Raw genomic sequence first — 23486 nt, forward strand, 5'->3', positions numbered from 1 at the left:
GGATGAACAATGCGGACCTGGCGCTGTACGCGGTGCCGGCCTTCATCGCGATGATGGGCGTGGAGTGGTGGGACGCGCGCCGCGATCCCGACCGCGCACCCAGCGGCCGATACGGGCGCGAGGCGGCCACCAACTGGGCCACCTACGCGATCGGCCAGCTCACCAAGCCCCTGCTCCAGTACGTGCTGCCGTTCTCCACCATCGTGCTGGTCGCCTCGTGGACACCGCTGCACCTGTCGCCGCGCGACTGGTGGGTCTGGCTGCTGGGATTGGTGGTCACCGATTTCTGCTATTACTGGGCGCACCGGGCCGATCACCGCATCCGATTGCTGTGGACGGCGCATTCGGTGCACCACTCCAGCACCCACTTCAATTTGACGACCGCGATCCGGTTGCCGTGGCTCAACCCGATCGCGTCGATGACGCGCAGCCTGGCGTGGGTGCCGGCCGCGCTGCTGGGCTTCCCCGCGTGGATGATCTTCCTGCTGAACACCCTCGGCCTGCTCTATCAGTTCCCGATTCACACCCAGCGCGTCCGAACCTTGTGGCGCCCGGTCGAATTCGTGTTCAACACCCCGGCTCATCACCGCGTGCACCACGGCTCCAACCAGCCCTACCTCGACACCAACTACGGCGGCGTGTTCATCGTCTGGGATCGCGTGTTCGGCAGTTTCGCCGCCGAATCCGAACCCATCCGCTACGGGCTCACCCACGACATCGGCACCGGTAATCCGTTGAAGGTCAACTATCACGAATTCGCGGCTCTGCTGCGCGACGTGCGCGACGCCCGCACCTGGCGCGGGCGGTTGGGTTACGTCTTCGGCCCGCCCGGCTGGCGGGAGAACGCGACGGTGACGCCGGCCGGACAGCCGCCCGAGCTGAACGCCGTCGCGACGAGCGGCTAGCGCTCCCGCGTGGCTACCCGGACGTCACAGTTCCACGGCGCCGTTCTCCGCCGGAGTGACCGACGGCTTGCGCGCCCACAGCATCGCCACGAGGACCACGGCGGTGAACAGGACGATATGCGCCGCGAACAGCGTCAGGAACGGCAACACGAACCCTTCGTCGGTCAGTGCGCCGCGTTCGCTCACGCAGTAGAGGGTGTAGTTCACCGACGTGCCCTCGGAATCGTGGAAGGTGTCCGACACCACCATCGGATCCAGGTAGGGGGCCCGGCAGAACAGCGGCGCGGTGAGCCGGGCTTCCCCGGGCCAGATCGCCAGTGGCAGGACGAAGCTGACGATACTTCCGGCGGCGACGCCCGTGCCGAGTGCGGAAATGAGCGGTCTGGACACTGTTCACACCTGCCGGATGCGGAGAAACGTACCGGCGGAATCGAATTCGGCGATCATGTCCGACCGCGCGGACGTCACGTCGGCGACGATGCGGATGTCGCGGCCGAATCGGCTCACGACGATCACCGGAACGACACCGTCGGCGAGGGCGCTGCGGGCGAGGGCGGTGTCGACGATCGACTCGAGCCGGGTGAGGCCGGGTACGTCGCCGAGGGTGAAGCATTCGCCGTCCAGGTCGTCGAAGGCCGAGACGCGCACCGGCCGCGGTGCGCTCACGGCGCCGAGGCGATAGGAGTAGTCGTCGAGTTCGCGTGGGCGCTGCGGGGTTCGGACGCGCAGGTGGACGGCCGGTTCGCGGGTGCTCAGATCGTCGTGGTCGGCCAGGAATCGGGTCACCTGTTCGGGCTGATCGGCCAGGACGAGCCGGAACTGCGTCGACTCGGGAGCGACGAACATCACCACACCGGCCTGAATGTCGCCGGTGCCCAGCCGGTTTCGCAACGCTTCGAACGCCGCGGCGGGCAGCCCGTCGACGAGGCCGCCTCCACGAGCCCGGATCTGCTGCTCGAAGGCGTCGCGTTCCACCGCGCCGACGCAGCCACAGGCGATCAACACGATCGAGCACACCGCGGCCCGAAGCCACCTACGACGGCGCATGCCGGAATGGTAAGCGTCGCTGCCGGAATCCGCGCGCCCGATTCGCGAAGGGACTGCACGGTCACCGCCGCGATTCCGGCGACGCCCGCCCGGATAATTCGATCAGCGAGATCGCAAGGCGAGCGGTGTTCACCGAGCGGGCATCGCGAGCGCGGCTTCGACGTGAGCGTGCCCGGGCGCAGGTCGATGCGCCGATTCGCGGGCATGGCCGGGTCCGGCGGCATTCGCCCCTGCGTGGCGCGTGGTAGGAAAGGGGCGTGACAGGTGTACAGCGCGAGTCCCGCTCCCGGGCGGAAGCCGAAGTGGTCGAGTTGGTCAGCACGCTGATCCGTTTCGACACCTCCAACACCGGGGTGCTCGAAACCACCAAGGGCGAGCGCGAGTGTGCGGAATGGGTGGCCGATCAGTTGCAGCAGGCCGGGTACACCACCGAGTACGTGGAGTCGGGCGCGCCGGGGCGCGGAAATGTCTTCGCGCGCTTGCCCGGAGCCGATCCCAGCCGCGGTGCGCTGATGATCCACGGGCATCTGGACGTGGTGCCGGCCGAAGCCGCGGACTGGAGTGTGCATCCGTTCTCGGGTGCGATCCGCGACGGCTACGTGTGGGGCCGCGGCGCGATCGACATGAAGGATATGGTCGGCATGACGCTGGCGGTCGCCCGCCAGTTCAAGATCGAGGGCACGGTCCCGCCGCGCGATCTGGTCTTCGCCTTCCTCGCCGATGAGGAGAACGGCGGCAAGTGGGGTTCGCAGTGGCTGGCCGACAACCGGCCGGACCTGTTCGAGGGTGTCACCGAGGCGGTCGGTGAGGTCGGCGGCTTCTCGCTGACCGTGCCGCGCCGCGACGGCACCGAGCGGCGGCTGTATCTGGTGGAGACCGCGGAGAAGGGTCTGGGCTGGATGCGGTTGCGCGCCAAGGCCCGCGCGGGCCACGGTTCGTTCCTGCACGACGACAACGCGGTGACGATTCTGGCCGAGGCGGTGGCGCGGCTGGGTAAGCACACCTTCCCGCTGGTGCTGTCGGATTCGGTGACCGAATTCCTGGCCGCGGTCAGCGAGGAGACCGGCATCGAGTTCGATCCGGACAGTCCGGATATCGAGGGGCAGCTCGCGAAACTGGGCACCATCTCGCGCATCATCGGCGCGACCCTGCGTGATACAGCCAATCCCACCATGCTGCGCGCCGGCTACAAGGCGAACGTGATTCCGCAGACCGCGGAGGCCACCGTCGACTGCCGGGTGGTGCCGGGCCGGCAGGCGGCCTTCGAACGCGAGGTCGACGAGCTGATCGGCCCGGATGTGGAGCGGGAGTGGATCACCAAACTCGACTCCTACGAGACCACCTTCGACGGGCATCTGGTCGACGCGATGAACGACGCGATCCTGGCCCACGACCCCGACGGCCGCACCGTGCCCTACATGCTGTCCGGAGGCACGGATGCGAAAGCGTTCGCGCGCTTGGGAATTCGGTGTTTCGGCTTCGCACCGCTGCAGTTGCCGCCGGACCTGGATTTCTCCGCACTGTTCCACGGCGTGGACGAACGGGTTCCGGTGTCGGCGCTGGAATTCGGCGCTCGCGTCATGGAGCATTTCCTGTTGCACAGCTGACGATCCGCTCGACTAGCAGAAAGGACGGTCCTCGTGCCCGACTATTCCTACAATCCCTATGCGGCATTGCCGCAGCTGCCCGAGTTCACCCTCACCTCCACCGATGTCACCGACGGACAGCCGCTGGGTAACGAGCAGGTCAGCGGGGTGTTCGGGGCGGGCGGCCGAGATATCTCCCCGCAGTTGTCGTGGAGCGGATTCCCGGCGGAGACCAAGAGTTTCGCGGTCACCGTCTACGACCCCGACGCACCGACCGGCTCCGGCTTCTGGCACTGGGCCGTCGCCGACATCCCGGCGTCGGTGACCTCGCTGGAATCCGGTGCGGGCAGTGCCGGTGAGGGCAGCGAAGGCGGCGCACTGCCGAGCGGTGCGGTGCAGCTGCGCAACGACGGCGGCTTCGCCGGATTCGTCGGCGCCGGCCCGCCGCCCGGACACGGCTACCACCGCTACTTCATCGTGGTGCATGCCGTGGACGTCGAATCGCTGGGCATCGGCGCGGACGCGACCCCGGCCTATCTGGGCTTCAACCTGTTCTCGCACGCCATCGCGCGCGCGACCCTCGTGGGCACCTACGAACAGAAGTAGCCGGTCGAGCGGGCGGTGGGGTCTTCGGGCGATACCGAAGACCCCACCGCCGTGAAACAGCTTGTGCCCGAAGCGATTCGGCTAGAGGTTGTGGACGCCCTCGGGGGCCGGATCGGTGTAGAGCTCGGCGATGTCGGCGGCGTATTCGGCGGCGATCGGCGAACGCTTCAACTTCAGCGTGGGGGTGAGTTCGACGCCGCCGGGTTCCCAGGCCCGCGCGAGGATGCGGAAGCGCTTGATCTGCTCCACCCGGGACAGTTTCGCGTTGCCGGCGGCGATGGCGGCGCGCACTTCCTCCAGGATCTGCGGATGGGTGGCGAGGGTGTCGAGATCGGCATCGGGGATGCCCAGCGCCTTCGCGCGCACGGCGGCGGTGTCGGGATCGAGCACGACCAGCGCGGCGATGTAGGGGCGCGAGTCGCCGATGGCGACGATCTGGCCGATCAGCGACGACGCGGCCTTCACCGAATTCTCGATATTGGTGGGGGAGATGTTCTTCCCGGCCTCGGTGATGATCAATTCCTTCTTGCGGTCCACGATGGTGACGTAGCCGTCGCCGTCGATGGTCGCGATATCGCCGGTGTGCAGCCAGCCGTCGGAATCGATGGCCTCACTGGTCTTCTCGGGCATCTTGCGGTAGCCGTGGGTGACGATACCGCCGCGGATGAGCAGTTCGCCGTCGCTGTCGAGGCGGATCTCCACCCCGTCGACGGCCCGGCCCACCGATCCCGGGCGCGGCTTGTCGAGTTCGGTGAAGGTGCCGACGCCGGTGGTCTCCGACATACCCCACACCTCGCTGACCGTGAATCCCAGTCCCAGCAGGAATTCCAGCGTTTCGGGCGGAATCGCGGCCGCGCCGGAGGAGGCGACCTTCAGCTCGTCCAGGCCGAGGGTGGCGCGCAACTTCGACAGCACCAGCGCATCGGCGAGTTTGTGCTGTACGGCCAGCAGCGGACCGCCGTTGCCGCCGGCCAGCCGCGCCCGGGCGGCGGCCACGCCGACGCCGATCGCCCACTGCGCCAGCGCCTTCTTGACCGGGCTGGATTCGGTGGCGATCGCCGCGTCGACACCGGCCTTGATCTTCTGCCACACCCGCGGCACGCCGAAGAAGAAGGTGGGCCGGGCATCGGGCAGGGCGGCGGCGATCTCGCGCGGATCCGGCACGCAGGTGATGGTGACGCCGGTGAACAGGGTGAGGCAGTGCCCGGAGATGCGGTCGGCGACATGGGCGGCCGGCAGGTAGGACACCGCCCGCGCATCGATATCGGCGACGAGGGCGCCGTTGGTGAGCGCGACGATCTGGGCGACGACATTGGCGTGGGTGATCTCCACGCCCTTCGACGGCCCCGTGGTGCCCGAGGTGTAGATCAGGGTGGCCAGATCGTCGGGTCGCACCGCCTGCCAGGCGGCGTCGAAATCGAAATCCTCGGCCGGATCGTTCTCGACCTGCTCCAGGGTCAGCCCGCCCTCCGGGGCGGCGCCGTCGACGACGATCACGTGCTCGAGTTTCGCCCCGGAGGCGGTGATCGGCGCGAGGAATGCCTGCTCGGTGACGACCACGCCGTTCTCGGCGTTGCCGAACACGTGCGCGATCTGTTCGGGGGAGCTGGTGTTGTACACCGAGAACGGGGTGGCGCCCAGATGCAGGATCGCGGTGTCGACCAGGTTGAACTCGGGCCGGTTGGTGAGCATGATCCCGACCGTGTCCCCATGCGCGACACCGAGTTTCGCCAGGCCGGCCGCGATCGCGCGCACGCGGCGCGCATAGTCGGCCCAGGTGATCTGCTGGGTGCCGCCGACGGTCCGCAACGCGACCTGGTTCGGGCGTAGTGTCGCCGTCTGCTGGAAGGCCTCGGGCACGGTGCGGACCGTGGCGCCGGTGTGGTGGGTGTAGCCGATCTCTGCTGTGGTCATATCCCTTGTTCCCGGTCAGTGCACGAACATCACGTCTGGGACGTGATGCGGATCACCCATCCTAAACGTGAAATCGGACATTCGGGGGGCGCTTCCGGCCGGTAGCAACCGGCTCCGCGCACCGGAAACGGGCCGCGGCAGCGGGATCGGCGAGCGGTGGGATCGGACGAACGGGCGGGATCGGCTCCGCTCAGGTGCGGGCGGTGTGCGCCGCGCCGACGGCCTCGGCGAGACTGCGGTATCCGTCCGCGCGCAGGCGGGCGGCGATGCCGCGGTGCACGGCCCGCGTCCAGAACGGCCCGCCGTAGATGAACCCGGTGTAGCCCTGCAACAGCGAGGCCCCCGCGAGGATGCGTTCGTAGGCCTGGTCGGCGTTCTCGATCCCGCCGACCGAGATCAGCACCAGCCGGTCCCCGACGCGGGCGTAGAGGCGGCGCAGCACTTCCAGCGAGCGGTCGGCGACCGGCGGTCCGGACAGTCCGCCCGCGCCCATCGCGGTGACCTTCGCGGCCGGGGTGGCCAGTCCGTCCCGGCGAATGGTGGTGTTGGTGGCGACGATTCCGGCGAGCCCGAGTTCGACGGCCAGGTCGGCGACCGCGTCGATGTCCTCGTCGGACAGGTCGGGGGCGATCTTGACCAGCACCGGTTTGGGTTCGGCGCCGGCCGCGACACTGTCGAGCACCGCGCGCAACAGCGGGCGCAGCGATTCCACTGCCTGCAGATCGCGCAGGCCGGGGGTGTTGGGGGAGCTGACGTTGACCACGACGAAGTCCGCGAGCGGGCCCAGCAGCCGGGCGCTGAGGGCATAGTCCTCGGCGGCGTGTTCGGGCTCCACGACCTTGGTCTTGCCGATGTTGGCGCCGATCGGCACGCCACCGCTGCGGCGTGCCGCCAGCCGTCCCGCGGCCGCGGCCGCCCCGTGGTTGTTGAAGCCCATCCGGTTGATCAGCGCGTGGTCGGCCGGCAGCCGGAACAGTCGCGGCGCCGGATTACCCGGCTGCGCCTGCGCGGTGACGGTGCCGATCTCGGCGAAACCGAAACCCAGTGCGCCCCAAGCGTTCACACCGGCGGCGTCCTTGTCGAACCCGGCGGCCAGGCCCAGCGGCGCCGGGAAGTCGACGCCGAAGACGGTGGTGGAGAGGATCGGATCAGCGGCCGCGGTGAGTCGGCGGGCCAGCCATCGTGTCGGCGGGAAAGCGGTCGTGAGCCGGATGACGGTGAACACGAGGTGGTGGATACGCTCGGGCGGCACCAGGAACAGCAACCGCAGGAATAAGGAATACATCCCTCACATCCCCGTTTCGGTCACGGGGAAGCTGGTTTTGCGCCGCCGCAACAACACTCGCCGGCTGCCGTCGGTGTAGGCCCGCACTCGCGAGAGCTCCCAGCCGCCGAATTCGGCCTGGATGGCCAGGCGCATGGACGCGGTGACCCGATTCACGTCCGGGGGTAGTCGTAGCGGCACGTACTCGTATTCTCCTTCTTCGCTGGTCTCCTCCCATCCCGCGGGAATCGACCGTCTGCGCCGGTCATGGTGTGCGGCGCCGGACGCCGAATCGTATCGAGGCGCTCGAGCCATCACTGACCTCTCTTCCTCTGGTCCGCACCGATGCGTTGCAGACCGTCTCCGGTTGCCGACCCGACGAACATGTCGCCGGTGCGGCTGTCGATCGTCAGCGAATTGGGCTGGCGCACCGTCGCGAAGCGACCCACTTCTTCCGGTATACCGGTCGACAGATCGAAACCGACCACCTGGTTGCTTCCGCTCAGAGTGAGCCATACGGTGTCGGACCGTTCATCGTAGGCCAGCGCGTAGGGGGAAGACCCGACCGGGAAGCGCTGGCGCAGCAGCAGCGGATCGGTGGTGTAGACCAGCAGCGCGCCGCCGGAGGTGTCGGTCGCGAGCAGGCGGCCGTAGTGATCGCTGATGAGGTGGGTGGCGCCGAGGCCGGCGCGCAGGGCCAGACCTGGGCGGTCGCGATCGAGGTCCAGTTCGGTGAGGGTGGTCTGGTCCAGATCCAGCGTGGCCACCGCATCGGCCGTGGTGGCCACGGCATCGACGGTGCCCAGGCCGCTGACGGTGCGCTTCGGGTGCCCGCCGGCATCGAGGATCTGCACTCGGCCGCCGTCCAGCCCGGCGACCAGGCTGCCGTCCCCGCGACGGGCGACCGCGCGCACGTCGCCGTCGACGGGCACCGGACGGACCGCGGTGGTGGCGATATCGACACGCAACACCTCGCGCCCGGCCGCTACCAGCACCTCACCGGGGGCGCCGAGCGCGAGACCGGTGGCGTGCGCGGGCAGGGTGACCGACCGCGCGGCAGCGGGATTCGCCGGGTCGACCAGACGCAATCCGAGTCCGTTGGGATCGAGCGCCACGACCCGGCCGGTAGTGGGTTCGGCGAGCAGCGAACCCACCGGCCCGAAAGCGGTGACGGCTCCGGCGGGCGCGGCCGTCGTCGCCGGCGCGGCGGCGGCGGTGCCGGGAGCACCGGCCGCGGGAGATGTCGCGTCGTCGCTGTGGGAGGAACAGCCCGCGACGAGCACGACGGCACCGGCGGCCGCGAGGACGGCACTCAGTGCCGACCGGTTACCCCGCATGCTCCGAACTCCTTCGTGTGACTCATGCGTACTGCTTCATCTGACCATGATCGGACACGCGGCCCGGTCACCGGGGTGGTTCCGGCATGGCACGCGCCTCACCCGTTACCGTGGAAACCTCGCATCGGACGTCGAACCAGGGGAGTCTCGGTTGGAAACAGACCGCACGTCTGAATTCACGCTTGAAGATTTAACCGTTGGTCCGTTCGCGCACGGGTTCGGTCGAACGGCCGAGGGGCAGCCGTTCGCCTTCCGTACGGTGCGTTCCACCCTCACCCTCGAGATCTACCGCGCCGACGCCACCACCGACGTGCCCGGCCCCGAGGATGTGGTGGCCGTGGTGGAGGCCGCCGTCACCGATATCGACCTCGACGACGCCCGCAGCGTGCGCGCTCTGGTGCGTGATCTGGTGCCGACCGCCGTGCCGGTATCCGAACAGCGCGGCGCGACCACGACGGTGCGCGCCTTGCTGAACCGGTTGAGCGCGGTCATCGAGGGCCGCTGATCCCACGTGCCAGACTGTAGGAACCACCGGTTACTTTCGACACATTCGAGGACGTAATGGCATTGCGACGCACGGTCCACGGCGCCTGGGGAATCACGATGCTCGCGCTGGTGATCGCCGCCTGCGACAGCGGTCCCGACGAGGCTTCGGTGGCGGCGGCGCGCTCGTCGGCCTATGCCGCGCTCACCTCCTCCTCGGAGGCGGCTGCCGTCAGCAGCGCCAACCGGCCGCCGCTGCCGTCCGCCGCGCAGCTGGACTCGCAGATCAAGCGCGCCCTGGATCCGTCGCTGCCCGACAGTGAGCGCACCGACCTGATCGAGGACGGCGCCGCGTTCAAGGACGCCATTCCCGATATGTACAAGGCGCTGCACGACAATCCGCGCGCCGTATACGGCGTGGTCGATCCCGTCTTCGACAATCACGACGGCACCCTGACCGCCACGATGCGGCTGGACAAGGACGGCAGCGGCGAGAACGTGCGCACCACCATCGTGCATTTCGTCGATATCGACGGGAAGTGGAAGATCTCGCGCACCGACCTGTGCGGAATCCTGCGTTCGGCGGACTATCGCACCGCGGCCTGCGGCTGACCCCGGGCATGCTCGAGGGGTTTCTCCTGCGGTGGGGCCGATTCGTCCACCGCCATCGGTATCTCGTGTTCGCGGTCTTCGTCCTGATCGTGGCCGTCTCGGGGTTCTACGGCCGTGATCTGGGCTCGCGGCTGACCCAGGGCGGATGGTTCGACGAACACAGCGAATCGGTGGTCGCCTCCAAACTCGCCGACCAGACCTTCGGGCGCGACACCGACGCCGACGTGATCGTGCTCTACACCGCACCGCCCGGCCACACCGTCGACGATCCGCCGATCCGCGCGGCGATCGGCTCGGCGCTGACGGATCTGCACGACCGGTATCCGGACCGGATCAAGAAGATCGACAGCTATTTCGACGGTTCCATGATGGGGCAGTTCGCCGACGCCTCCCGCACCCACGCGTTCGCCAGCATCGGCCTGCACGGCTCGGACACCGCCACGGTCGACAACTACCTCGCCATCCAGAAGGATTTGGGCGCAGGTGGTTCCGGGCGCGGGCCGGGCGGCACGACGGTGCAGCTGGCGGGTCTGCAGCCGGTGGTCGAGGGCATCAACATCGGGATGCAGGACGATATCCACCGGGCCGAGCTGATCGCGCTGCCGGTGGTGGCAGTGCTGCTGTATTTCGTGTTCGGCGGCGTGGTGGGCGCGCTGCTGCCGGTGCTGATCGGCGGGATGACGATTCTGGGCAGTCAGGGCATGATGCGCCTGCTGACCGACCACATCGACGTCAACGTCTTCGCCAGTGCCGTGGTCACCCTGGTCAGCCTGGGGCTGGCGATCGACTACGGCCTGTTCGCGGTGACCCGTTTCCGGGAGGAATTGGCGGCGGGACGCAGTGTGGAGGAGGCGACCGCGCGCACTGTTGCCACGGCCGGGCGCACGGTGCTGTTCTCCGCGGCGATCATCGCGGTGAGCCTGGCGGCGCTGTTCATCTACCCCAACGGGGTGTTGCGTTCGGTGCCCTACGGCGGGATCAGTTCGGTGCTGCTGGCTGCGCTGCTGTCGGTGACGGCGCTGCCCGCGGCGCTGAGCATCGTCGGGCGGCGCATCGATCTGTGGGGCTGGCACCGGTTCGCCGGCATCCGCAGCGCCCAGGAGATCGACAACGGATTCTTCTCCAAGCTGGCCCTGTTCGCGATGCGCCACCCCGCGCGGGTGATCGTGCCGGTGGTGGCCGGGCTGCTGTTCCTGCTGATCCCGTTCCGCAATATCGAATTCGGCGGCCTGTCGGAGCGGTACCTCGCGGCCGACAACCCGGCCCGCGTGGCGCAGGAGAAGTTCGACACGCTGTTTCCCGAATTCCGCACCGAGCCGGTGAAATTGGTGGTGGCCGGGGCCGATCCGCAGCAGCTGTCCGATATCCGGTTCCAGGCCAATTTCGCACCCGGTCTGACCGGTCCGTTCGAGGCGGCGGCGCCGACGACCAACGGCATCAACGTGCTGTCCACCGGTCTGGTGCACAAATCCGACGCCGACGCCGCCATCGCCGCGCTGCGTGCGATTCCGCATCCGCCCGGTGTGCAGGTGATGGTGGCCGGGGTGCCGGCCCTGGAACGCGACGCCATCCACGGCCTCATCGACGGATTACCTTTGCTGGCAACGATTCTGGCGACCGCGGCGCTGGTTCTGATGTACATCGCCTTCCGCTCGATCGTGTTGGCGTTGAAGGCCGTGATCATGAGCGCGCTGAGTCTCGGCGCGGCACTGGGCATTCTGACGTGGATTTTCGTCGAGGGCCACGGCGCGGGCCTGCTCGGCTTCACGCCCGGGCCGCTGATGTTCGCGGTGCTGGTGCTGATCGTGACGGTACTGTTCGGATTGTCCACCGATTACGAGGTGTTCCTGCAGTCGCGCATGGCCGAGGCCCGCTCGGACGGGGCGCCGCCGGCGGAGGCGATCCGCTACGGCATCGCTCACACCGGCGGGGTGATCACCTCGGCGGCGGCGATTCTCATCGTGGTCACCGGCGCGTTCGGATTCTCGGATCTGGTGCTGATGAAGTACATCGCCTACGGCATGATCGCGGCGCTGATCCTCGATGCCACGGTGATCCGCATGCTGCTGACCCCCGCGGTGCTGAAACTGGTGTGGCGGTGAGTGTCCGAGGAGGCGTTCCTGCCGCGCAGCGTCGTGAGATCGCCGCGACGAGCTGGGCACTGTTGCTGTGAGCCCTGCGCAACCCGGCGTGAGAGGAATGCGATGTGTCAGCGCTCCCGCTCCCGCTCCAGCTGTGCCAGCCGGGTGAGGGCGGGCAGCGCGGCCGCCAGCGCCCGGCGCTGGGCCGGGTTGAGGTCGCCGATCAGCGGTACCAGGTAGCGGACTCGGTCGTCGTGGCGGCTCTGCCGGATCTGCCGGCCTGCCTCGGTGAGGTGGACGAGTACGGCTCGCCCGTCGCCGGGGTCGCGGCGGCGCAGCACCAGACCGTCACGTTCCAGGCGCGCGACGAGTTGCGTGATGCCCGGCTGGGTCATCTGCTCGGTCTCGGTCAGTTCCGTCAGCCGCATCGGGCCGCGCTGGGCCAGGGTGTCGAGCACCGACAGCGTGGTGAACGACAGTTTCTCCCGGACCGGGATGCGGATGTAGACGCGGTTGAAGTCCTCGATCACCGCGGCGAATCCGTCCACGTCGAAATCGTCGATGTCGTCCACACGATCAACTATATCCGGAACTTATACAAGTTGCTTAAATAAGTTGCTTATGTAATTGTGGCGACGAGACCGCGCAGGAGGCCACATGAGCGACACCACCCACGATGCCCGACCGTTCCCCTTGACTCCCACGACGATTCACGTCCCCGACAGTGCGCTCGCCGACCTGCGGCAGCGCCTGGAACTGACCCGTCTGCCCGACGATGCCGGCAACGAGGACGGGTACTACGGCGTGCCCGGGAGTTATCTGCAAGAGCTCGTCGACTACTGGCGCAGCGGATACGACTGGCGCGCAGCCGAAGCCGAGATCAACACCTTCCAGCACTACCAGGTCGACATCGACGGGGTGCCGATTCACTTCATGCGCAAGCCCGGCATCGGACCGAATCCGACGCCGCTGATCCTGACGCACGGCTGGCCCTGGACGTTCTGGCACTGGTCCAAGGTCGCCGGCCCGCTGGCCGATCCGGGTGCGCACGGCGGCGACCCGGGCGAGGCGTTCGACGTGATCGTGCCGTCGTTTCCCGGCTTCGGATTCTCCAGCCCGCTGGCCGACCGCCCGGATCTGAACTTCTGGAAGGTCGCCGACCTCTGGCACACGCTGATGACCGAGGTGCTGGGCCATGAGAAATACGCTGCCGCCGGCTGCGACGTGGGCGCGCTGGTCACCGCGCAGCTCGGTCACAAATACGCCGACGAGTTGTATGCCATCCACATCGGGTCCGGGCTGAAACTGACCCTGTTCAACGGCGATCGCGCCTGGGACTTCAGTGGCGGACGGCCGATTCCCGACGACCTGCCCGCCGCGGTGCACGCGCGTTTCGTGGAGCTGGACAGGCGTTTCGCCGTCCACCTGGCGGCACACCTGCTCGCCCCCAGCACTCTCGCTCACGCGCTGTCGGATTCTCCGGCGGGCATGCTGGCCTGGATCCTCGAACGCTGGAGCAAGTGGAGCGACAACGGCGGTGATGTCGAAACGGTGTTCAGCAGAGACGATCTGCTCACCCACGCGACGATCTACTGGGTCACCAACACCATCGGCACCTCGATCCGGCTCTACGCCAACAACAATCGCTACCCCTGGACGCCGTCGCACGACCGCGTCCCGGTCGTCGAGGCGCCCACCGGCATCACCTTCGTCGGCTACGAGAACCCGCCCGGCGTCGACACCGACGGCCGCGTCGAGAACTTCCGCACCGGCGACCGCGCCCGGTGGTACAACCACGTCAACCTCACCGTCCACGACCGCGGCGGCCACTTCATCCCGTGGGAGATCCCGGATCTGTGGATCGACGATCTGCGCCGCACCTTCCGCGGGCGGCGCTGACCAGCATCAGGCCGGTCACCGAGGCGGGGGAGCGAACCCGGCAGGCCATGCGGTGCCGTCGTCGTATTTCACGCGCGTCAGGTCGGCGCCGGTGAGCAGTGCGCCGGTCAGTTTCGCACCGGCGAGGTCGGCTTCGTTCAGCTTCGTGCTGGTCAGGTGCACGCCGGTCAGATCCGCGCCCGTGAGGTGCGCGCCGGTGAGATTCGCCCGGTGCAGGTCGGTGCCGGTGAGGTCGTCGTTGCCGAGATTCGCGGCGGTGAGATCCGCGAAGGCCAGACGTGTACCGCTGAGCTTCGCGCCGGTGAGGTCCACCTTGCTGAGCTTCGCGCCGATCAGGCGCACGCCGGTCAGATCCGCGCCCGCGAGCCGGGCGCTGTCCAGAGTCGCGCCGTTCAGACACGTGCGGCTCAGATCGACCCGGTGGTCGCCGTCCCGAGCCGCGTCGCGGCGGCCGAGGACCGTGAGCGCGGTCTGGATGTCGGCGGGCGGTTCCACGGCGGGGTCCGGACGCGCCTCGGAGTCGTCACATGCCGCTGCGCCCATCTGGGTGCGCACGAACGCCTCGAGCACGGAGAACACCGTCGGATGGTCTGCTGTCGAATCCTTCGCGAGCCGCTCCAGCAGATAGATGCCCGAGATCCGGACGTTGATCTTGTCGGAAGCCAATTGCTCCGCGGCCAGCCGGAAACGGTCGGTCACCGCGACCTGCTCGGACAGTGCGTATTGGTTGTTCGTCGCACGCAGCGATTGAGCGGTGAACCACAAGGCGACGGCGGCGGTGAGTGTGGCGCAGAGCGTACCGACGGTGGTTGCCATGGCCGCCACCTTCGGCCACCCGGACCAGTGCAGCATCCGCCGCGACCATGACCTCGATCCGGAGGGCTTTCCAGGCGTCTTCGGCGCCGTCATCGCACATCTCCCCTCTCGGAGGCGGCCTGGAAAGTCGGCTTGCGAACCCCCGCCTCCGCAACCACTGTAAGCCGAAACTGCTCGGCACCAACCGATTTCAGGCGAACGGTCAGGCCGGTACGGTCATTCGCTCACCGGGGCAACACAACTGGAGGGCAGGTCGACCATCGAGCACCACACCGGCGGCCGGGTGGGGTGGTAGTCGGCGGGGACGCCGTGGCGAGCGGTGATGTCGCGGCATACCGCGCGATCTCGCGCCGGACCACCGATTCCTTTTCACAGCGCCCGAGGTCTACATGGTCGGCGGCGCCGAACCGGTGGGCCGCGACGAGCCGAGAAAGAGAGTTGAGTGCCGTGACCGTTCCCGCGACCATGCGGGCCCTGCAGCAGACGTCGCTGCTGGGTCCGCAGGACATTCGTTTGATCACCGACGCGCCGGTGCCACACCCCGGTCCGGACGAGATTCTGATTCGCGTGACGGCGGCCGGAGTCAACTTCGCCGACATCTCGCGCAGCCACGGCGCGTTCGGCGGCGGGCCGCGGCCGCCGTACCTGGCGGGGTTCGAAGCCGCCGGCGAGGTCGTGGCGGTGGGCGAGGGTGTGACCGAACCCCGGCCGGGAGCGCACGTGGCGGGGGTGGGAGACGGAGCCTTCGCCGAATACCTGGTCCTGCCGGCGGTCGCGGCCATTTCGGTGCCGAAGGGCTGGACACCCGAACAAACCCTCGGCCTGACCGTCAACCACCCGACCGCGCTCGCCGCGCTGAAACCGCTGGGCCGCCTCGTAGCCGGTGAAACCGTGCTGATTCAGGCCGCGGCGGGGGCGACCGGACAGACCGCGGTGACCCTGGCCAAGCACTACGGGGCGACGGTCATCGCGGCCGCCGCACCGGGCAAGCACGACATCGTGCGCGGGCTCGGCGCCGACCATGTCGTGGACTCGCGCAGTGCGAGCCTGACCGCCGAGGTGCGGGAGCTGACCGGCGGCACCGGCGTCGATCTGGTGCTCGAATCCGCAGGCGGCCCCGGCTTCACGGACTGCCTGGCCGCGGCCAAACGGGTCACCGGCCGGGTGGTCGTATTCGGCGCGGCCGGAGGCGTCGCCGCGATCAGCAACTGGCAGCTGATCTACGAACACCAGATCCAGCTCATCGGCCTCAATATCGGCGTGCTGATCCAGGCAGCGCCGGAAATCTTCGGCGCCGTCATGGCGGAGTTGTCCGCCCTCGTCGCCGGCGGTGTGATCGCACCCGCACAGCCCACGGTCCACGACTTGACCGATGGTCCGAAGGTGCTGGCCGAACTGGAGAACCGCACGACCGTCGGCAAACTGGCCCTGCGGCCGTGACCACGACTCCTACACTCGGCGATATGACGGCGCAGCCACGGGCGGCGGACCGGGACCGATTCGCCGCCGACACCGAGCGCTACCGCCGGGAGCTGCTGGCGCACTGCTACCGCATGGCCGGTTCGGCACAGGATGCCGAGGATCTGGTGCAGGAAACGTACCTTCGGGCCTGGCGTTCCTACGCCGGATTCGAGGGCCGGGCGTCGATGCGGTCGTGGCTGTACACGATCGCCACCAACGTCTGCCTCACCGCGCGCACATCGCGCCGCACGCGGGTCCTGCCCTCGGGTCTCGACGGCCCGGACGGTGATATCGGTCGGCCACCGAGAGACATTGTGGCAGGGGAGGTTTCGTGGCTGGAACCATTTCCGGACTGCTGGGTCGCGGCGGACACCGGCGATCCGGCGGCGGTGGTGGTCGCGCGCGAATCGCTGCGCCTGGCGCTGGTCGCGAGCCTGCAGCACCTGCCCGCCCGCCAGCGCGCCATCCTCCTGCTGCGCGAGGTGCTGGCCTTCTCCGCGACCGAGACCGCGGAGATTCTCGGCACCACGACCGCGGCGGTGAAGAGCGGCCTGCAGCGCGCCCGTGCCCGCCTCGACGAATTGGAACCCGCCCCCGAGGCACTCCTGGAACCGACCGACCGGCGCGCGCGAGCGCTGCTCGACGGATACATCGCGGCCTTCGAGCGATCCGATGCCGCCCTGCTGGAACAGGTGCTGCGCACCGACGCCACCCTGGAGGCGACCCCGTTCCGCGACTGGCAGGCCGGGTGTGAACACTGCATCCGCATGCTCGACACCTACGTGCTGGGTGTGCCCGGCGAGTGGCGGATGGCCGCCACCACCGCCAACGGTCAGCCCGCCGCCGTCGTCTACCACCGCTGCGCGGACGGAGCGCTGCGCGCGGACGGGATCGTGGTGCTGGCGGCGACCGCCGCCGGGGTGTCGCGCGTGGTGAAGTTCCACGATCCGGCCTTGGTCGCACTGTTCGGCCACCCGGATTCGATCGCAGGCTGAGCCGAGGTCAGCGGCGTACGGGCAGGATCAGCTGGGCGCCGGTGACGGGGTGGTCGATGACCTCGACGGGATGGCGGTAGACGGTGGTCAGCAGGTCGGTGGTGAGAATGTCGCGGGGGTGGCCGACCGCGGCGAGGCGGCCGCCGTCGAGCACGGCGACGCGGTCGGCGTAGGCGGCGGCCAGACCGAGATCGTGCAGCACGACCACCACGGCCGCCCCCTCGGCGGCCCGGGCCGCGGCCAGGCGCAGCACCTGTTCCTGATGGCCGAGATCCAATGCGGCCGTGGGCTCGTCGAGCAGCAACGTCTCGGTGTCCTGGGCCAGCACCCGGGCCAGCGCCGCGCGGGCGCGCTCGCCGCCGGACAGCGCGGGGAACGGGCGCGCGGCGAGATGTTCGATATCGGTGGCCGACAGCGCGGCGGCGATCGCCTGATCGTCGACGTCCTGGCGCGGGGTGCGAGCCCAGGGGGAGCGGCCCATGGCGACGACCTCGCGGACCGTGAACGGGAATCCGACGGTGTGGTTCTGCGGCAGCACCGCGCGGCGGCGCGCCATATCGGCGGGGGTCCAGTCGGCGACCGGCCGGCCGTCGAGTTCGACTGTGCCGCTTGCCGGTTCGAGTTCGCCCGACAGCGCGGCCAGCAGCGTCGACTTGCCCGCCCCGTTGGGACCCACCAGGGCCAGGATCTGTCCGGCGACGACGTCGATGTCGACAGATTCGAGCACCGGTCGCCCGCCGCGCGCGATATCGATACCGCGCGCCCGCAGGGTGACCGCGCCGCGGGGTGTCGGCTGTGGGATGCCGTGTGCGGGACGGAGTGTGCGGATCAGCGCGCGCATCCGTGCCGTGCCCGTGCCGCTCACGCCCAGCCTCCCGATCGGGCGCGGGTGCGCCGCAGCAGCCAGAAGAAGAACGGCCCGCCGACCAGCGAGGTCAGCATGCCCAGCGGGAGATCGGCGTTGTGGACCAGGGTCCGGGCGCCGATGTCGGCGGCCAGCAGCACCACCGCACCGAGAATCGCCGACAGCGGGATCAGCACCCGGTGCGCGGGACCGACGAGCATGCGCACCACGTGCGGAACGATCAATCCGACGAACAGGATGATGCCGGTGAAGGCCACCCCGGCGGTGGCCAGGATCGCGACGACGACGATCACGTTGCGCCGCAATCGTTCCACGTCGACACCGAGGTGCCGCGCCGCCGATTCCCCGAGGGCGAGCAGATCCAGGCGCGGAGCCATCACGACCGCCGCCGCCACGCCCACCGCCGCCAGCGGCGCCACCACGGCCACGGCCTGCCAGGTGGCGCCGTTCAGGCTGCCCATCTGCCAGAACACGATCTGATCGCGGGCGGCGGGGGAGGCGGTGAACAGCAGAAACGACATCAGACCGCCGGCGAAGGCGTTGACCGCGACACCGGTCAGCACCAGCGTCACCGTTTCGGTGCGCCCGCCCGAGCGCGACAGCAGATATACGGCGAGGGTGGTCCCGAGTCCGGCGACGAAGGCGCCACCGGCGACCGACCAGGCCGCCGCGAACGCGCCACCGACCACGATCACCACGCCCGCACCGACGGCCGCGCCCGCGGACACACCGATCACGCCGGGTTCGGCGAGGGGATTGGCGAACACACCCTGCAGCAGCGCACCGGCGGTCGCCAACGCCGCACCGACCAGCATCGCCAGCACCACGCGCGGGAACCGGACCTCCCACAGCGTGACCTCACCGGCGGGGTGGTGCGGCATCGGCCCCCAGTCCGGCCCGATCCGGTGCAGCACGCTGCCGGCCACCTCCAGCGGGGTCGTGGGAACCTGTCCGACAGCGGCCGAGATCAGCGCCAGGATCACCAGCAAGGCGATCGATACCGCGAAGACGACGGTGATGCGGGACCGGCGACGCGGTGTGCGCGGGCCGACAACGGCTTCCCCGGCCGCGCGGCGATCGGGGCCCGGGTCCGGATGCGCCGGAATCAGCGACGCAGGACGAAGATCGGAATCGGCGGATTCCTCGCCGGGTGAATCGCCGGGGTTCATGCGGGCTGGGCGCCGTAGACGGCCTTGGACAGCGCTTCGAGCACGTGCCCGGTCTCGGGTCCGAAGCTGAGCAGCACCGCATCGGACATGTCGACGATGCGACGATTGCGACCGGCCGGCGTCTGCGCGACACCGGGCACCTTCTCCAGGCCGTCGACGCCGCCGACCGATTTCAGTCCGTCCGACATCACCAGCAGCACATCCGGTGCGGCGCTGATCATCGCCTCACTGGTGATGGTCGTGAACGGTTCGGTGAGTCCCGCCGCGGTTCCGGCGTCGACGCCGCCCAGCGCTGTCACCAGCGAATCGGCGCCCGAGCCGGGCCCGGCGAGCATGGTGATCGCGGTGCTGCGCAGATACACGAATCCGATCTTCAACGGCGGCTGGTGTTTCGGCACCGCGGACGTAGCGGCGGTGATTTCGGCGTGGGTGCGGTCGGCCAGTTTCACCCCTTGGTCGTGGACACCCAGCGCGTCGGCGACCGACCGGATCTGCGGGCCGACGCCGTCGATGGTGCGCTGCGGATCGAAGTAGACGACCGTGATGCCCAGCGCACGCAGCTGATCACGCATGGTGGGGGTGGCGCTGGTGGTGTCGGTGAGGAAAACCGTGGGCCGTTGCGCGGCAACGGCTTCGATATTGATACTGCCGTTGCCGCCCGCGACGTTGGGCACATCACCCACCGCGGGAAACGACGCCGACGTCGACCGGCCCACCAGTTTCGACCCCAAACCCAGCGCCCACACGGTCTGGGCGAGGGTGCCGTAGCGGTCGACGGCCACGATCCGCTCCGCGGAGGTGACGGTGACCTCGGCGCCGTCGAACGAGTGGACCGTGACCGGTAGCGCCGGTGTCGGTGCGGGGCCGATCGGCGTCGGATCCAGATTCGCGAGGGTGGCGGTGGCCGCCCCCTGCTGCCCGCCCGGTGTGCCGATGCCGCCGCACGCGGTGGTGACTCCGACGACGAGCACGACCCCGAGCACCGTGAGCAGCCACCGGGTGCCGGCCATCGGCCACGCCCCCGGCTCGGTCGATGCCGAACGGTTCTGCGCGGTCGTCCCAGCCTTCGGCCCCGCCGGTGCGGCGGAGGCGGCGCGGGCCGAACGGACGTCGAGACACCTCATGTAGGCAAGCCTAAGTGGTCGCGCGGACGGGTTGTCATCGCCCTGTCCCCGCACGTTCGCCCGGCTCGGCCGGTCAGATGCCGCTGACGTCGTCGAGGGCGGCCGCGATCGCGCGCGGAAGTTCCAGCGTTTCGGCGGCGAGTACGCCGGTGAGCTGGCCGATATCGCGTGCGCCCACGATCATCGACGCGACGCCGGGCCGGTCGCGCAGCCAGGCCGCCGCCACCGCGAGGGGTGAGGTGCCCAGTCCGTCGGCGGCGGTGACCACCGCGTCCACGACCCGGGTGGCGTGTTCGTCGAGACGTTCGCGGATCTCGGCGGCGGTCGCCTCGTCGGCGCCGCGCGAGTCGGCGGGCACGCCGTCGCGGTATTTGCCGGTGAGAATGCCACCGGCCAGCGGCGAGGCCGCGATCAATCCGACCCCGTGGTGTCCGGCCGCCGGCAGCAATTCGCTTTCCGCGCCACGTGCCAGCAGCGAATAGGGCGACTGCGCGGCGACGATCGGGGCGGCCGAGGCCAGGGTGGCCAGCTGCCACGCGCTGAGGCCGCGCGCACCCGCGTAGCGCACCTTGCCCGAGCGCACGGCGTGGTCGAGGGTGGCCGCGATCTCGTCGAGCGGGGTGTGCCGATCCCAGGCCGCGACACTCCAGATGTCGAGGTAGTCGGTGCCCAGTTCGGCGAGGGTGCGGTCGAGTTGACGCATCAGGGTGCGGCGCGAGGCGTCCACACTCCAGTGGATGCCCGCCACGGGCCCGCCGTCGGGGTCGGTGACACCGGGCACCGGCACCAGGCCCGCGCATCCGCTGATCACCAGGTCGTCGCGCGGCACCAGCTCACCCACGAGCTCGCCGAGCATGCGTTGGGCGGCTCCGCCCTGATACACCGGCGAGGTGTCGACCAGCGTTCCGCCGGCCTCCACGAAGGCCACCAGCTGCGCCGCCGCGTCCTCGGCATCGGTTTCCCGGCCCCAGGTGTGGGTGGCCAGCCCCATGCGCGATACCCGCAGGCCACTACGACCCACCGCCCGCTGTTCCATCACCACACCGCCCCAGCTCTTGTCACAGTGTCCGAGCCTAGGGCCACAACCGGTCCCGGAAACGGATACCACTCGCGAACCGCCGGAAGATGCGAGGTGCACCACAGCGCCCGCCGCTGCGGGGAGGCCGGCCCGGATGCCGGACGCCGATTCCTCCGACAGCGAAACAGGTTGCACCACAATGGGTTCCGCATCGCCGAGTGCTGCGTCCGAGGTCGCGGGCCGGTGACGGCGCGAGGTCGGCGGTGGTGATCGCCTAGTCTGGTCCCATGACGGTGATCCTGCTGCGGCACGGGGTGTCGACCTCCAACACCGCGCGCACGCTGGCCGGCCGCAGCCCGGGCGTCGAGCTCACCGAGCGCGGCACCGAGCAGGCGCTGGCGGTGGCAGAACGCCTGGCACCGTTACCGATCGAGCACATCGCGCACTCCCCGCTGCTGCGCTGCACGCGCACGGTCTCGCCGCTGGCCGACAAACTCGGCCTCGAACCCGAACCCGACGAGCGCCTGCTCGAGGTCGACTACGGCGAGTGGACCGGCCGGCTGCTGTCGGAGCTGGTCAAGGAACCGCTGTGGAAGGTCGTGCAGCAGCATGCCTCGGGTGCGGTGTTCCCCGGCGGTGAGGGCCTGGCCCAGGTGCAGTACCGGGCGGTGGCCGCGGTGCGCGCGATCGACGCCGAGCTGGCCGAACGCCACGGCCGCGACGTGCTGTGGGTGGCGTGCACGCACGGCGACGTGATCAAGTCGCTGCTGGCCGACGCGTTCGGCATCCATCTCGACGGTTTCCAGCGCATCGTGGTGGAACCGGCCTCGATCAGCGTTGTGCGCTACACCCCGGCCGCCCCCTACGTGTGGCGGGTCAACGACACCGGTTCGGACCTGTCGGCGCTGGCCGCGGTCGCGCAGCCGTCCGAGCAGCGCGCGGGGCCCGTCCCCGGCGGTGAGGTGGGCGCCGCGGCGCGGGCGGATAATGGGAATATTGCGGATCCCCCCGATTCGGGGAACGAGCGCAATCAGTGATGCAGTCGGTTTCAGGAGGTGCAGATGGCCCGAGCAATCCATGTGTTTCGCACCCCCGACCGTTTCGTCGCCGGAACCGTCGGTGAGCCAGGGGATCGCGCCTTCTATCTACAGGCCGTGCAGGAACCCCGCGTGGTGAGCGTGCTGCTGGAGAAGCAGCAGGTGAAGGTGCTCGCCGACCGGATGGGCCTGCTCCTGGACGAGGTGGCCCGCCGGTTCGGCGCGACGGTGCCGCCACAGGCCGAGGACGTCAACGACACGGCTCCGCTCCAGATGCCGATCGACACCGAATTCCGGGTCGGGACAATGGGTTTGGGCTGGGACGCCGACGCCGGGGCGGTGGTGGTGGAACTGCTGGCGATCACCGAGACCGAGGTCGACGAATCGGTGGTGCTCGACGACACCGAGGAGGGACCCGACGCGGTGCGGGTGTTCCTGACCCCGGAGCAGGCGCGCGAGTTCGCGTTGCGGTCGGCGAAGGTGATCGCGGCCGGGCGCCCGCCGTGCCCGCTGTGCGGGGAACCGCTCTCGCCCAAGGGCCACATGTGTGTGCGCACCAACGGCTACAAGCGCGGCGACATCTTCGGCGCGACCGATCTGGAGGACTGAGGACCGGTGACCACGCGCGCGGCGGCCGCAGACGAGGGCGCGGCCCGCGACGGCCTCTACAGCGGTGAACTATCGATCATCGGGCGGGTGACCACTGCCAGCAATCTGACCCTGGTCTGCGAGATCGACGCTCCGCCGGTCGACGGAGGCGGTGAACCGCTGCGGGTGGTCTACAAGCCGGTTCGCGGCGAGCGGCCGCTGTGGGACTTTCCCGACGGCACGCTGGCCGGACGTGAGGTGGCCTCGTATCTGGTGTCGGCCGCGCTGGGCTGGTCGGTGATTCCGGAGACGATCCTGCGGGAGGGACCGCTGGGCCCCGGCATGGTGCAGCGCTGGATCGAGACCGTCGACCCGGGTGAGTCGGCGCCGCAGCGCCTGGATCTGGTGGATCTGGTGCCCGCCGGCGCGGTGCCCGCCGGATTCCGCGAGGTGCTGCGGGCGGTGGACGGCACGGGTGCGCGGGTGTCGCTGGTCCATGCCGACGATCCGCGGCTGCGCCGGATGGCGGTGCTGGACGTGTTGCTCAACAACGCCGACCGCAAGGGCGGGCATGCCCTCGAAGGCGTGGACGGCGGCGTCTACGGTGTCGACCACGGCATCTGCCTGCACAGCGAACCGAAATTGCGTACGGTGCTGTGGGGCTGGGCGGGGGAACCGG

The 23486-nt window shown here is 69.4% G+C and carries 24 protein-coding genes; 12 read left to right on the forward strand and 12 right to left on the reverse strand.

Annotated elements, in window-relative coordinates; translation table 11 throughout:
- Window positions 1–2 precede the first annotated feature (2 nt).
- Complete coding sequence (locus tag C8258_RS17780) at window positions 3–905, forward strand: sterol desaturase family protein (protein WP_106956122.1); 903 nt, start codon at window positions 3–5, stop codon at window positions 903–905.
- Between the two features lie 24 nt (window positions 906–929).
- Here the strand turns inward: C8258_RS17780 and C8258_RS17785 are convergent, their stop codons facing one another.
- Window positions 930–1295 (reverse strand): hypothetical protein, encoded by a 366-nt coding sequence (locus C8258_RS17785; RefSeq protein ID WP_106956123.1) that lies wholly within the window; start codon window positions 1293–1295, stop codon window positions 930–932.
- Between the two features lie 3 nt (window positions 1296–1298).
- Window positions 1299–1952, reverse strand: coding sequence for a hypothetical protein (locus C8258_RS17790; RefSeq protein ID WP_146161258.1), 654 nt, complete (start codon window positions 1950–1952; stop codon window positions 1299–1301).
- A gap of 257 nt (window positions 1953–2209) precedes the next feature.
- Between C8258_RS17790 and C8258_RS17795 the strand changes: the two genes are divergently transcribed.
- Window positions 2210–3559, forward strand: coding sequence for a M20/M25/M40 family metallo-hydrolase (locus tag C8258_RS17795; RefSeq protein WP_106956125.1), 1350 nt, complete (start codon window positions 2210–2212; stop codon window positions 3557–3559).
- A gap of 33 nt (window positions 3560–3592) precedes the next feature.
- A complete protein-coding gene (locus C8258_RS17800; protein WP_039778190.1) occupies window positions 3593–4144 on the forward strand; it encodes a YbhB/YbcL family Raf kinase inhibitor-like protein in 552 nt (183 codons plus the stop codon).
- An 81-nt stretch (window positions 4145–4225) separates the two neighbouring features.
- Here C8258_RS17800 and C8258_RS17805 read toward each other — a convergent pair whose 3' ends face one another.
- The 4 genes from C8258_RS17805 to C8258_RS17820 all read right to left on the reverse strand — a co-directional run bounded on the left by C8258_RS17805 (window position 4226) and on the right by C8258_RS17820 (window position 8659).
- Window positions 4226–6058 carry a long-chain fatty acid--CoA ligase gene (locus C8258_RS17805; RefSeq protein WP_106956126.1) on the reverse strand — a complete coding sequence of 611 codons (1833 nt, stop codon included), beginning with the start codon at window positions 6056–6058 and terminating at the stop codon, window positions 4226–4228.
- Between the two features lie 190 nt (window positions 6059–6248).
- Window positions 6249–7343 carry a quinone-dependent dihydroorotate dehydrogenase gene (locus C8258_RS17810; protein ID WP_106956127.1) on the reverse strand — a complete coding sequence of 365 codons (1095 nt, stop codon included), beginning with the start codon at window positions 7341–7343 and terminating at the stop codon, window positions 6249–6251.
- A gap of 3 nt (window positions 7344–7346) precedes the next feature.
- Window positions 7347–7637 carry a DUF5703 family protein gene (locus C8258_RS17815; RefSeq protein ID WP_233225159.1) on the reverse strand — a complete coding sequence of 97 codons (291 nt, stop codon included), beginning with the start codon at window positions 7635–7637 and terminating at the stop codon, window positions 7347–7349.
- Window positions 7637–8659, reverse strand: coding sequence for a YncE family protein (locus C8258_RS17820; RefSeq protein WP_106956128.1), 1023 nt, complete (start codon window positions 8657–8659; stop codon window positions 7637–7639). The genes C8258_RS17815 and C8258_RS17820 overlap by 1 nt, the downstream gene beginning before the upstream one ends.
- Window positions 8660–8918: 259 nt before the next feature.
- Between C8258_RS17820 and C8258_RS17825 the strand changes: the two genes are divergently transcribed.
- Genes C8258_RS17825 through C8258_RS17835 form a run of 3 tightly spaced genes read left to right on the forward strand, consistent with a single transcriptional unit; the run spans window position 8919 to window position 11856 of the window.
- Complete coding sequence (locus C8258_RS17825) at window positions 8919–9164, forward strand: hypothetical protein (RefSeq protein WP_232329172.1); 246 nt, start codon at window positions 8919–8921, stop codon at window positions 9162–9164.
- A gap of 56 nt (window positions 9165–9220) precedes the next feature.
- Window positions 9221–9754, forward strand: a complete 534-nt coding sequence (locus C8258_RS17830) for a hypothetical protein (protein WP_063063336.1) — start codon at window positions 9221–9223, stop codon at window positions 9752–9754.
- Window positions 9706–11856, forward strand: coding sequence for an MMPL family transporter (locus C8258_RS17835; protein WP_233225160.1), 2151 nt, complete (start codon window positions 9706–9708; stop codon window positions 11854–11856). Before C8258_RS17830 ends, C8258_RS17835 begins: the two co-directional genes overlap by 49 nt.
- Window positions 11857–11963: 107 nt before the next feature.
- On the opposite strand, the gene C8258_RS17840 is transcribed toward C8258_RS17835, so the two are convergent.
- Window positions 11964–12407 carry a MarR family transcriptional regulator gene (locus C8258_RS17840; RefSeq protein ID WP_106956129.1) on the reverse strand — a complete coding sequence of 148 codons (444 nt, stop codon included), beginning with the start codon at window positions 12405–12407 and terminating at the stop codon, window positions 11964–11966.
- A gap of 85 nt (window positions 12408–12492) precedes the next feature.
- Between C8258_RS17840 and C8258_RS17845 the strand changes: the two genes are divergently transcribed.
- Window positions 12493–13734 (forward strand): epoxide hydrolase family protein, encoded by a 1242-nt coding sequence (locus tag C8258_RS17845; RefSeq protein ID WP_106956130.1) that lies wholly within the window; start codon window positions 12493–12495, stop codon window positions 13732–13734.
- Window positions 13735–13749: 15 nt separating this feature from the next.
- Here the strand turns inward: C8258_RS17845 and C8258_RS17850 are convergent, their stop codons facing one another.
- Window positions 13750–14550, reverse strand: a complete 801-nt coding sequence (locus tag C8258_RS17850) for a pentapeptide repeat-containing protein (RefSeq protein ID WP_158271275.1) — start codon at window positions 14548–14550, stop codon at window positions 13750–13752.
- Window positions 14551–14997: 447 nt separating this feature from the next.
- On the opposite strand from C8258_RS17850, the gene C8258_RS17855 reads away from it, so the two are divergent.
- Both C8258_RS17855 and C8258_RS17860 read left to right on the forward strand, forming a co-directional pair.
- On the forward strand, window positions 14998–15990 hold the full coding sequence (locus C8258_RS17855) for a zinc-binding dehydrogenase (RefSeq protein WP_106956166.1): 993 nt from the start codon (window positions 14998–15000) through the stop codon (window positions 15988–15990).
- A gap of 23 nt (window positions 15991–16013) precedes the next feature.
- Window positions 16014–17006 (forward strand): RNA polymerase subunit sigma-70, encoded by a 993-nt coding sequence (locus C8258_RS17860; protein ID WP_106956132.1) that lies wholly within the window; start codon window positions 16014–16016, stop codon window positions 17004–17006.
- A gap of 7 nt (window positions 17007–17013) precedes the next feature.
- Here C8258_RS17860 and C8258_RS17865 read toward each other — a convergent pair whose 3' ends face one another.
- From C8258_RS17865 to C8258_RS17880, 4 genes are all read right to left on the reverse strand, one after another.
- A complete protein-coding gene (locus tag C8258_RS17865) occupies window positions 17014–17847 on the reverse strand; it encodes a heme ABC transporter ATP-binding protein (RefSeq protein WP_106956133.1) in 834 nt (277 codons plus the stop codon).
- 20 nt (window positions 17848–17867) lie between these two features.
- Window positions 17868–18977 (reverse strand): FecCD family ABC transporter permease, encoded by a 1110-nt coding sequence (locus C8258_RS17870; RefSeq protein WP_369974765.1) that lies wholly within the window; start codon window positions 18975–18977, stop codon window positions 17868–17870.
- Window positions 18978–19036: 59 nt separating this feature from the next.
- Window positions 19037–20050 carry a hemin ABC transporter substrate-binding protein gene (locus C8258_RS17875; protein ID WP_106956135.1) on the reverse strand — a complete coding sequence of 338 codons (1014 nt, stop codon included), beginning with the start codon at window positions 20048–20050 and terminating at the stop codon, window positions 19037–19039.
- A gap of 187 nt (window positions 20051–20237) precedes the next feature.
- The gene (locus tag C8258_RS17880) at window positions 20238–21200 is read right to left on the reverse strand and encodes an aldo/keto reductase (protein WP_036505608.1); all 963 of its coding nucleotides are present in this window, start codon (window positions 21198–21200) and stop codon (window positions 20238–20240) included.
- A 269-nt stretch (window positions 21201–21469) separates the two neighbouring features.
- Here C8258_RS17880 and C8258_RS17885 point away from each other — a divergent pair, with 269 nt between their 5' ends.
- The 3 genes from C8258_RS17885 to C8258_RS17895 form a co-directional block, all read left to right on the forward strand.
- Window positions 21470–22219, forward strand: a complete 750-nt coding sequence (locus C8258_RS17885; protein WP_036505609.1) for a histidine phosphatase family protein — start codon at window positions 21470–21472, stop codon at window positions 22217–22219.
- 24 nt (window positions 22220–22243) lie between these two features.
- A complete protein-coding gene (locus C8258_RS17890; RefSeq protein ID WP_036505610.1) occupies window positions 22244–22828 on the forward strand; it encodes a DUF3090 domain-containing protein in 585 nt (194 codons plus the stop codon).
- Between the two features lie 6 nt (window positions 22829–22834).
- Window positions 22835–23486: SCO1664 family protein (locus tag C8258_RS17895; protein WP_106956136.1), on the forward strand; the 652-nt coding region annotated here is incomplete at its 3' end.

The sequence above is a fragment of the Nocardia sp. MDA0666 genome, assembly GCF_003023875.1.
In the GTDB taxonomy this organism is placed as follows: domain Bacteria; phylum Actinomycetota; class Actinomycetes; order Mycobacteriales; family Mycobacteriaceae; genus Nocardia; species Nocardia aobensis.

Coding starts and splice junctions, on each gene's coding strand:
- C8258_RS17780 (WP_106956122.1), top strand. CDS start 3: ATGAACAATGCGGACCTGGCGCTGTACGCGGTGCCGGCCTTCATCGCG.
- C8258_RS17790 (WP_146161258.1), bottom strand. CDS start 1,952: ATGCGCCGTCGTAGGTGGCTTCGGGCCGCGGTGTGCTCGATCGTGTTG.
- C8258_RS17805 (WP_106956126.1), bottom strand. CDS start 6,058: ATGACCACAGCAGAGATCGGCTACACCCACCACACCGGCGCCACGGTC.
- C8258_RS17810 (WP_106956127.1), bottom strand. CDS start 7,343: ATGTATTCCTTATTCCTGCGGTTGCTGTTCCTGGTGCCGCCCGAGCGT.
- C8258_RS17815 (WP_233225159.1), bottom strand. CDS start 7,637: ATGGCTCGAGCGCCTCGATACGATTCGGCGTCCGGCGCCGCACACCAT.
- C8258_RS17820 (WP_106956128.1), bottom strand. CDS start 8,659: ATGCGGGGTAACCGGTCGGCACTGAGTGCCGTCCTCGCGGCCGCCGGT.
- C8258_RS17830 (WP_063063336.1), top strand. CDS start 9,221: ATGGCATTGCGACGCACGGTCCACGGCGCCTGGGGAATCACGATGCTC.
- C8258_RS17845 (WP_106956130.1), top strand. CDS start 12,493: ATGAGCGACACCACCCACGATGCCCGACCGTTCCCCTTGACTCCCACG.
- C8258_RS17850 (WP_158271275.1), bottom strand. CDS start 14,550: ATGGCAACCACCGTCGGTACGCTCTGCGCCACACTCACCGCCGCCGTC.
- C8258_RS17860 (WP_106956132.1), top strand. CDS start 16,014: ATGACGGCGCAGCCACGGGCGGCGGACCGGGACCGATTCGCCGCCGAC.
- C8258_RS17865 (WP_106956133.1), bottom strand. CDS start 17,847: ATGCGCGCGCTGATCCGCACACTCCGTCCCGCACACGGCATCCCACAG.
- C8258_RS17875 (WP_106956135.1), bottom strand. CDS start 20,050: ATGGCCGGCACCCGGTGGCTGCTCACGGTGCTCGGGGTCGTGCTCGTC.
- C8258_RS17880 (WP_036505608.1), bottom strand. CDS start 21,200: ATGGAACAGCGGGCGGTGGGTCGTAGTGGCCTGCGGGTATCGCGCATG.
- C8258_RS17885 (WP_036505609.1), top strand. CDS start 21,470: ATGACGGTGATCCTGCTGCGGCACGGGGTGTCGACCTCCAACACCGCG.
- C8258_RS17890 (WP_036505610.1), top strand. CDS start 22,244: ATGGCCCGAGCAATCCATGTGTTTCGCACCCCCGACCGTTTCGTCGCC.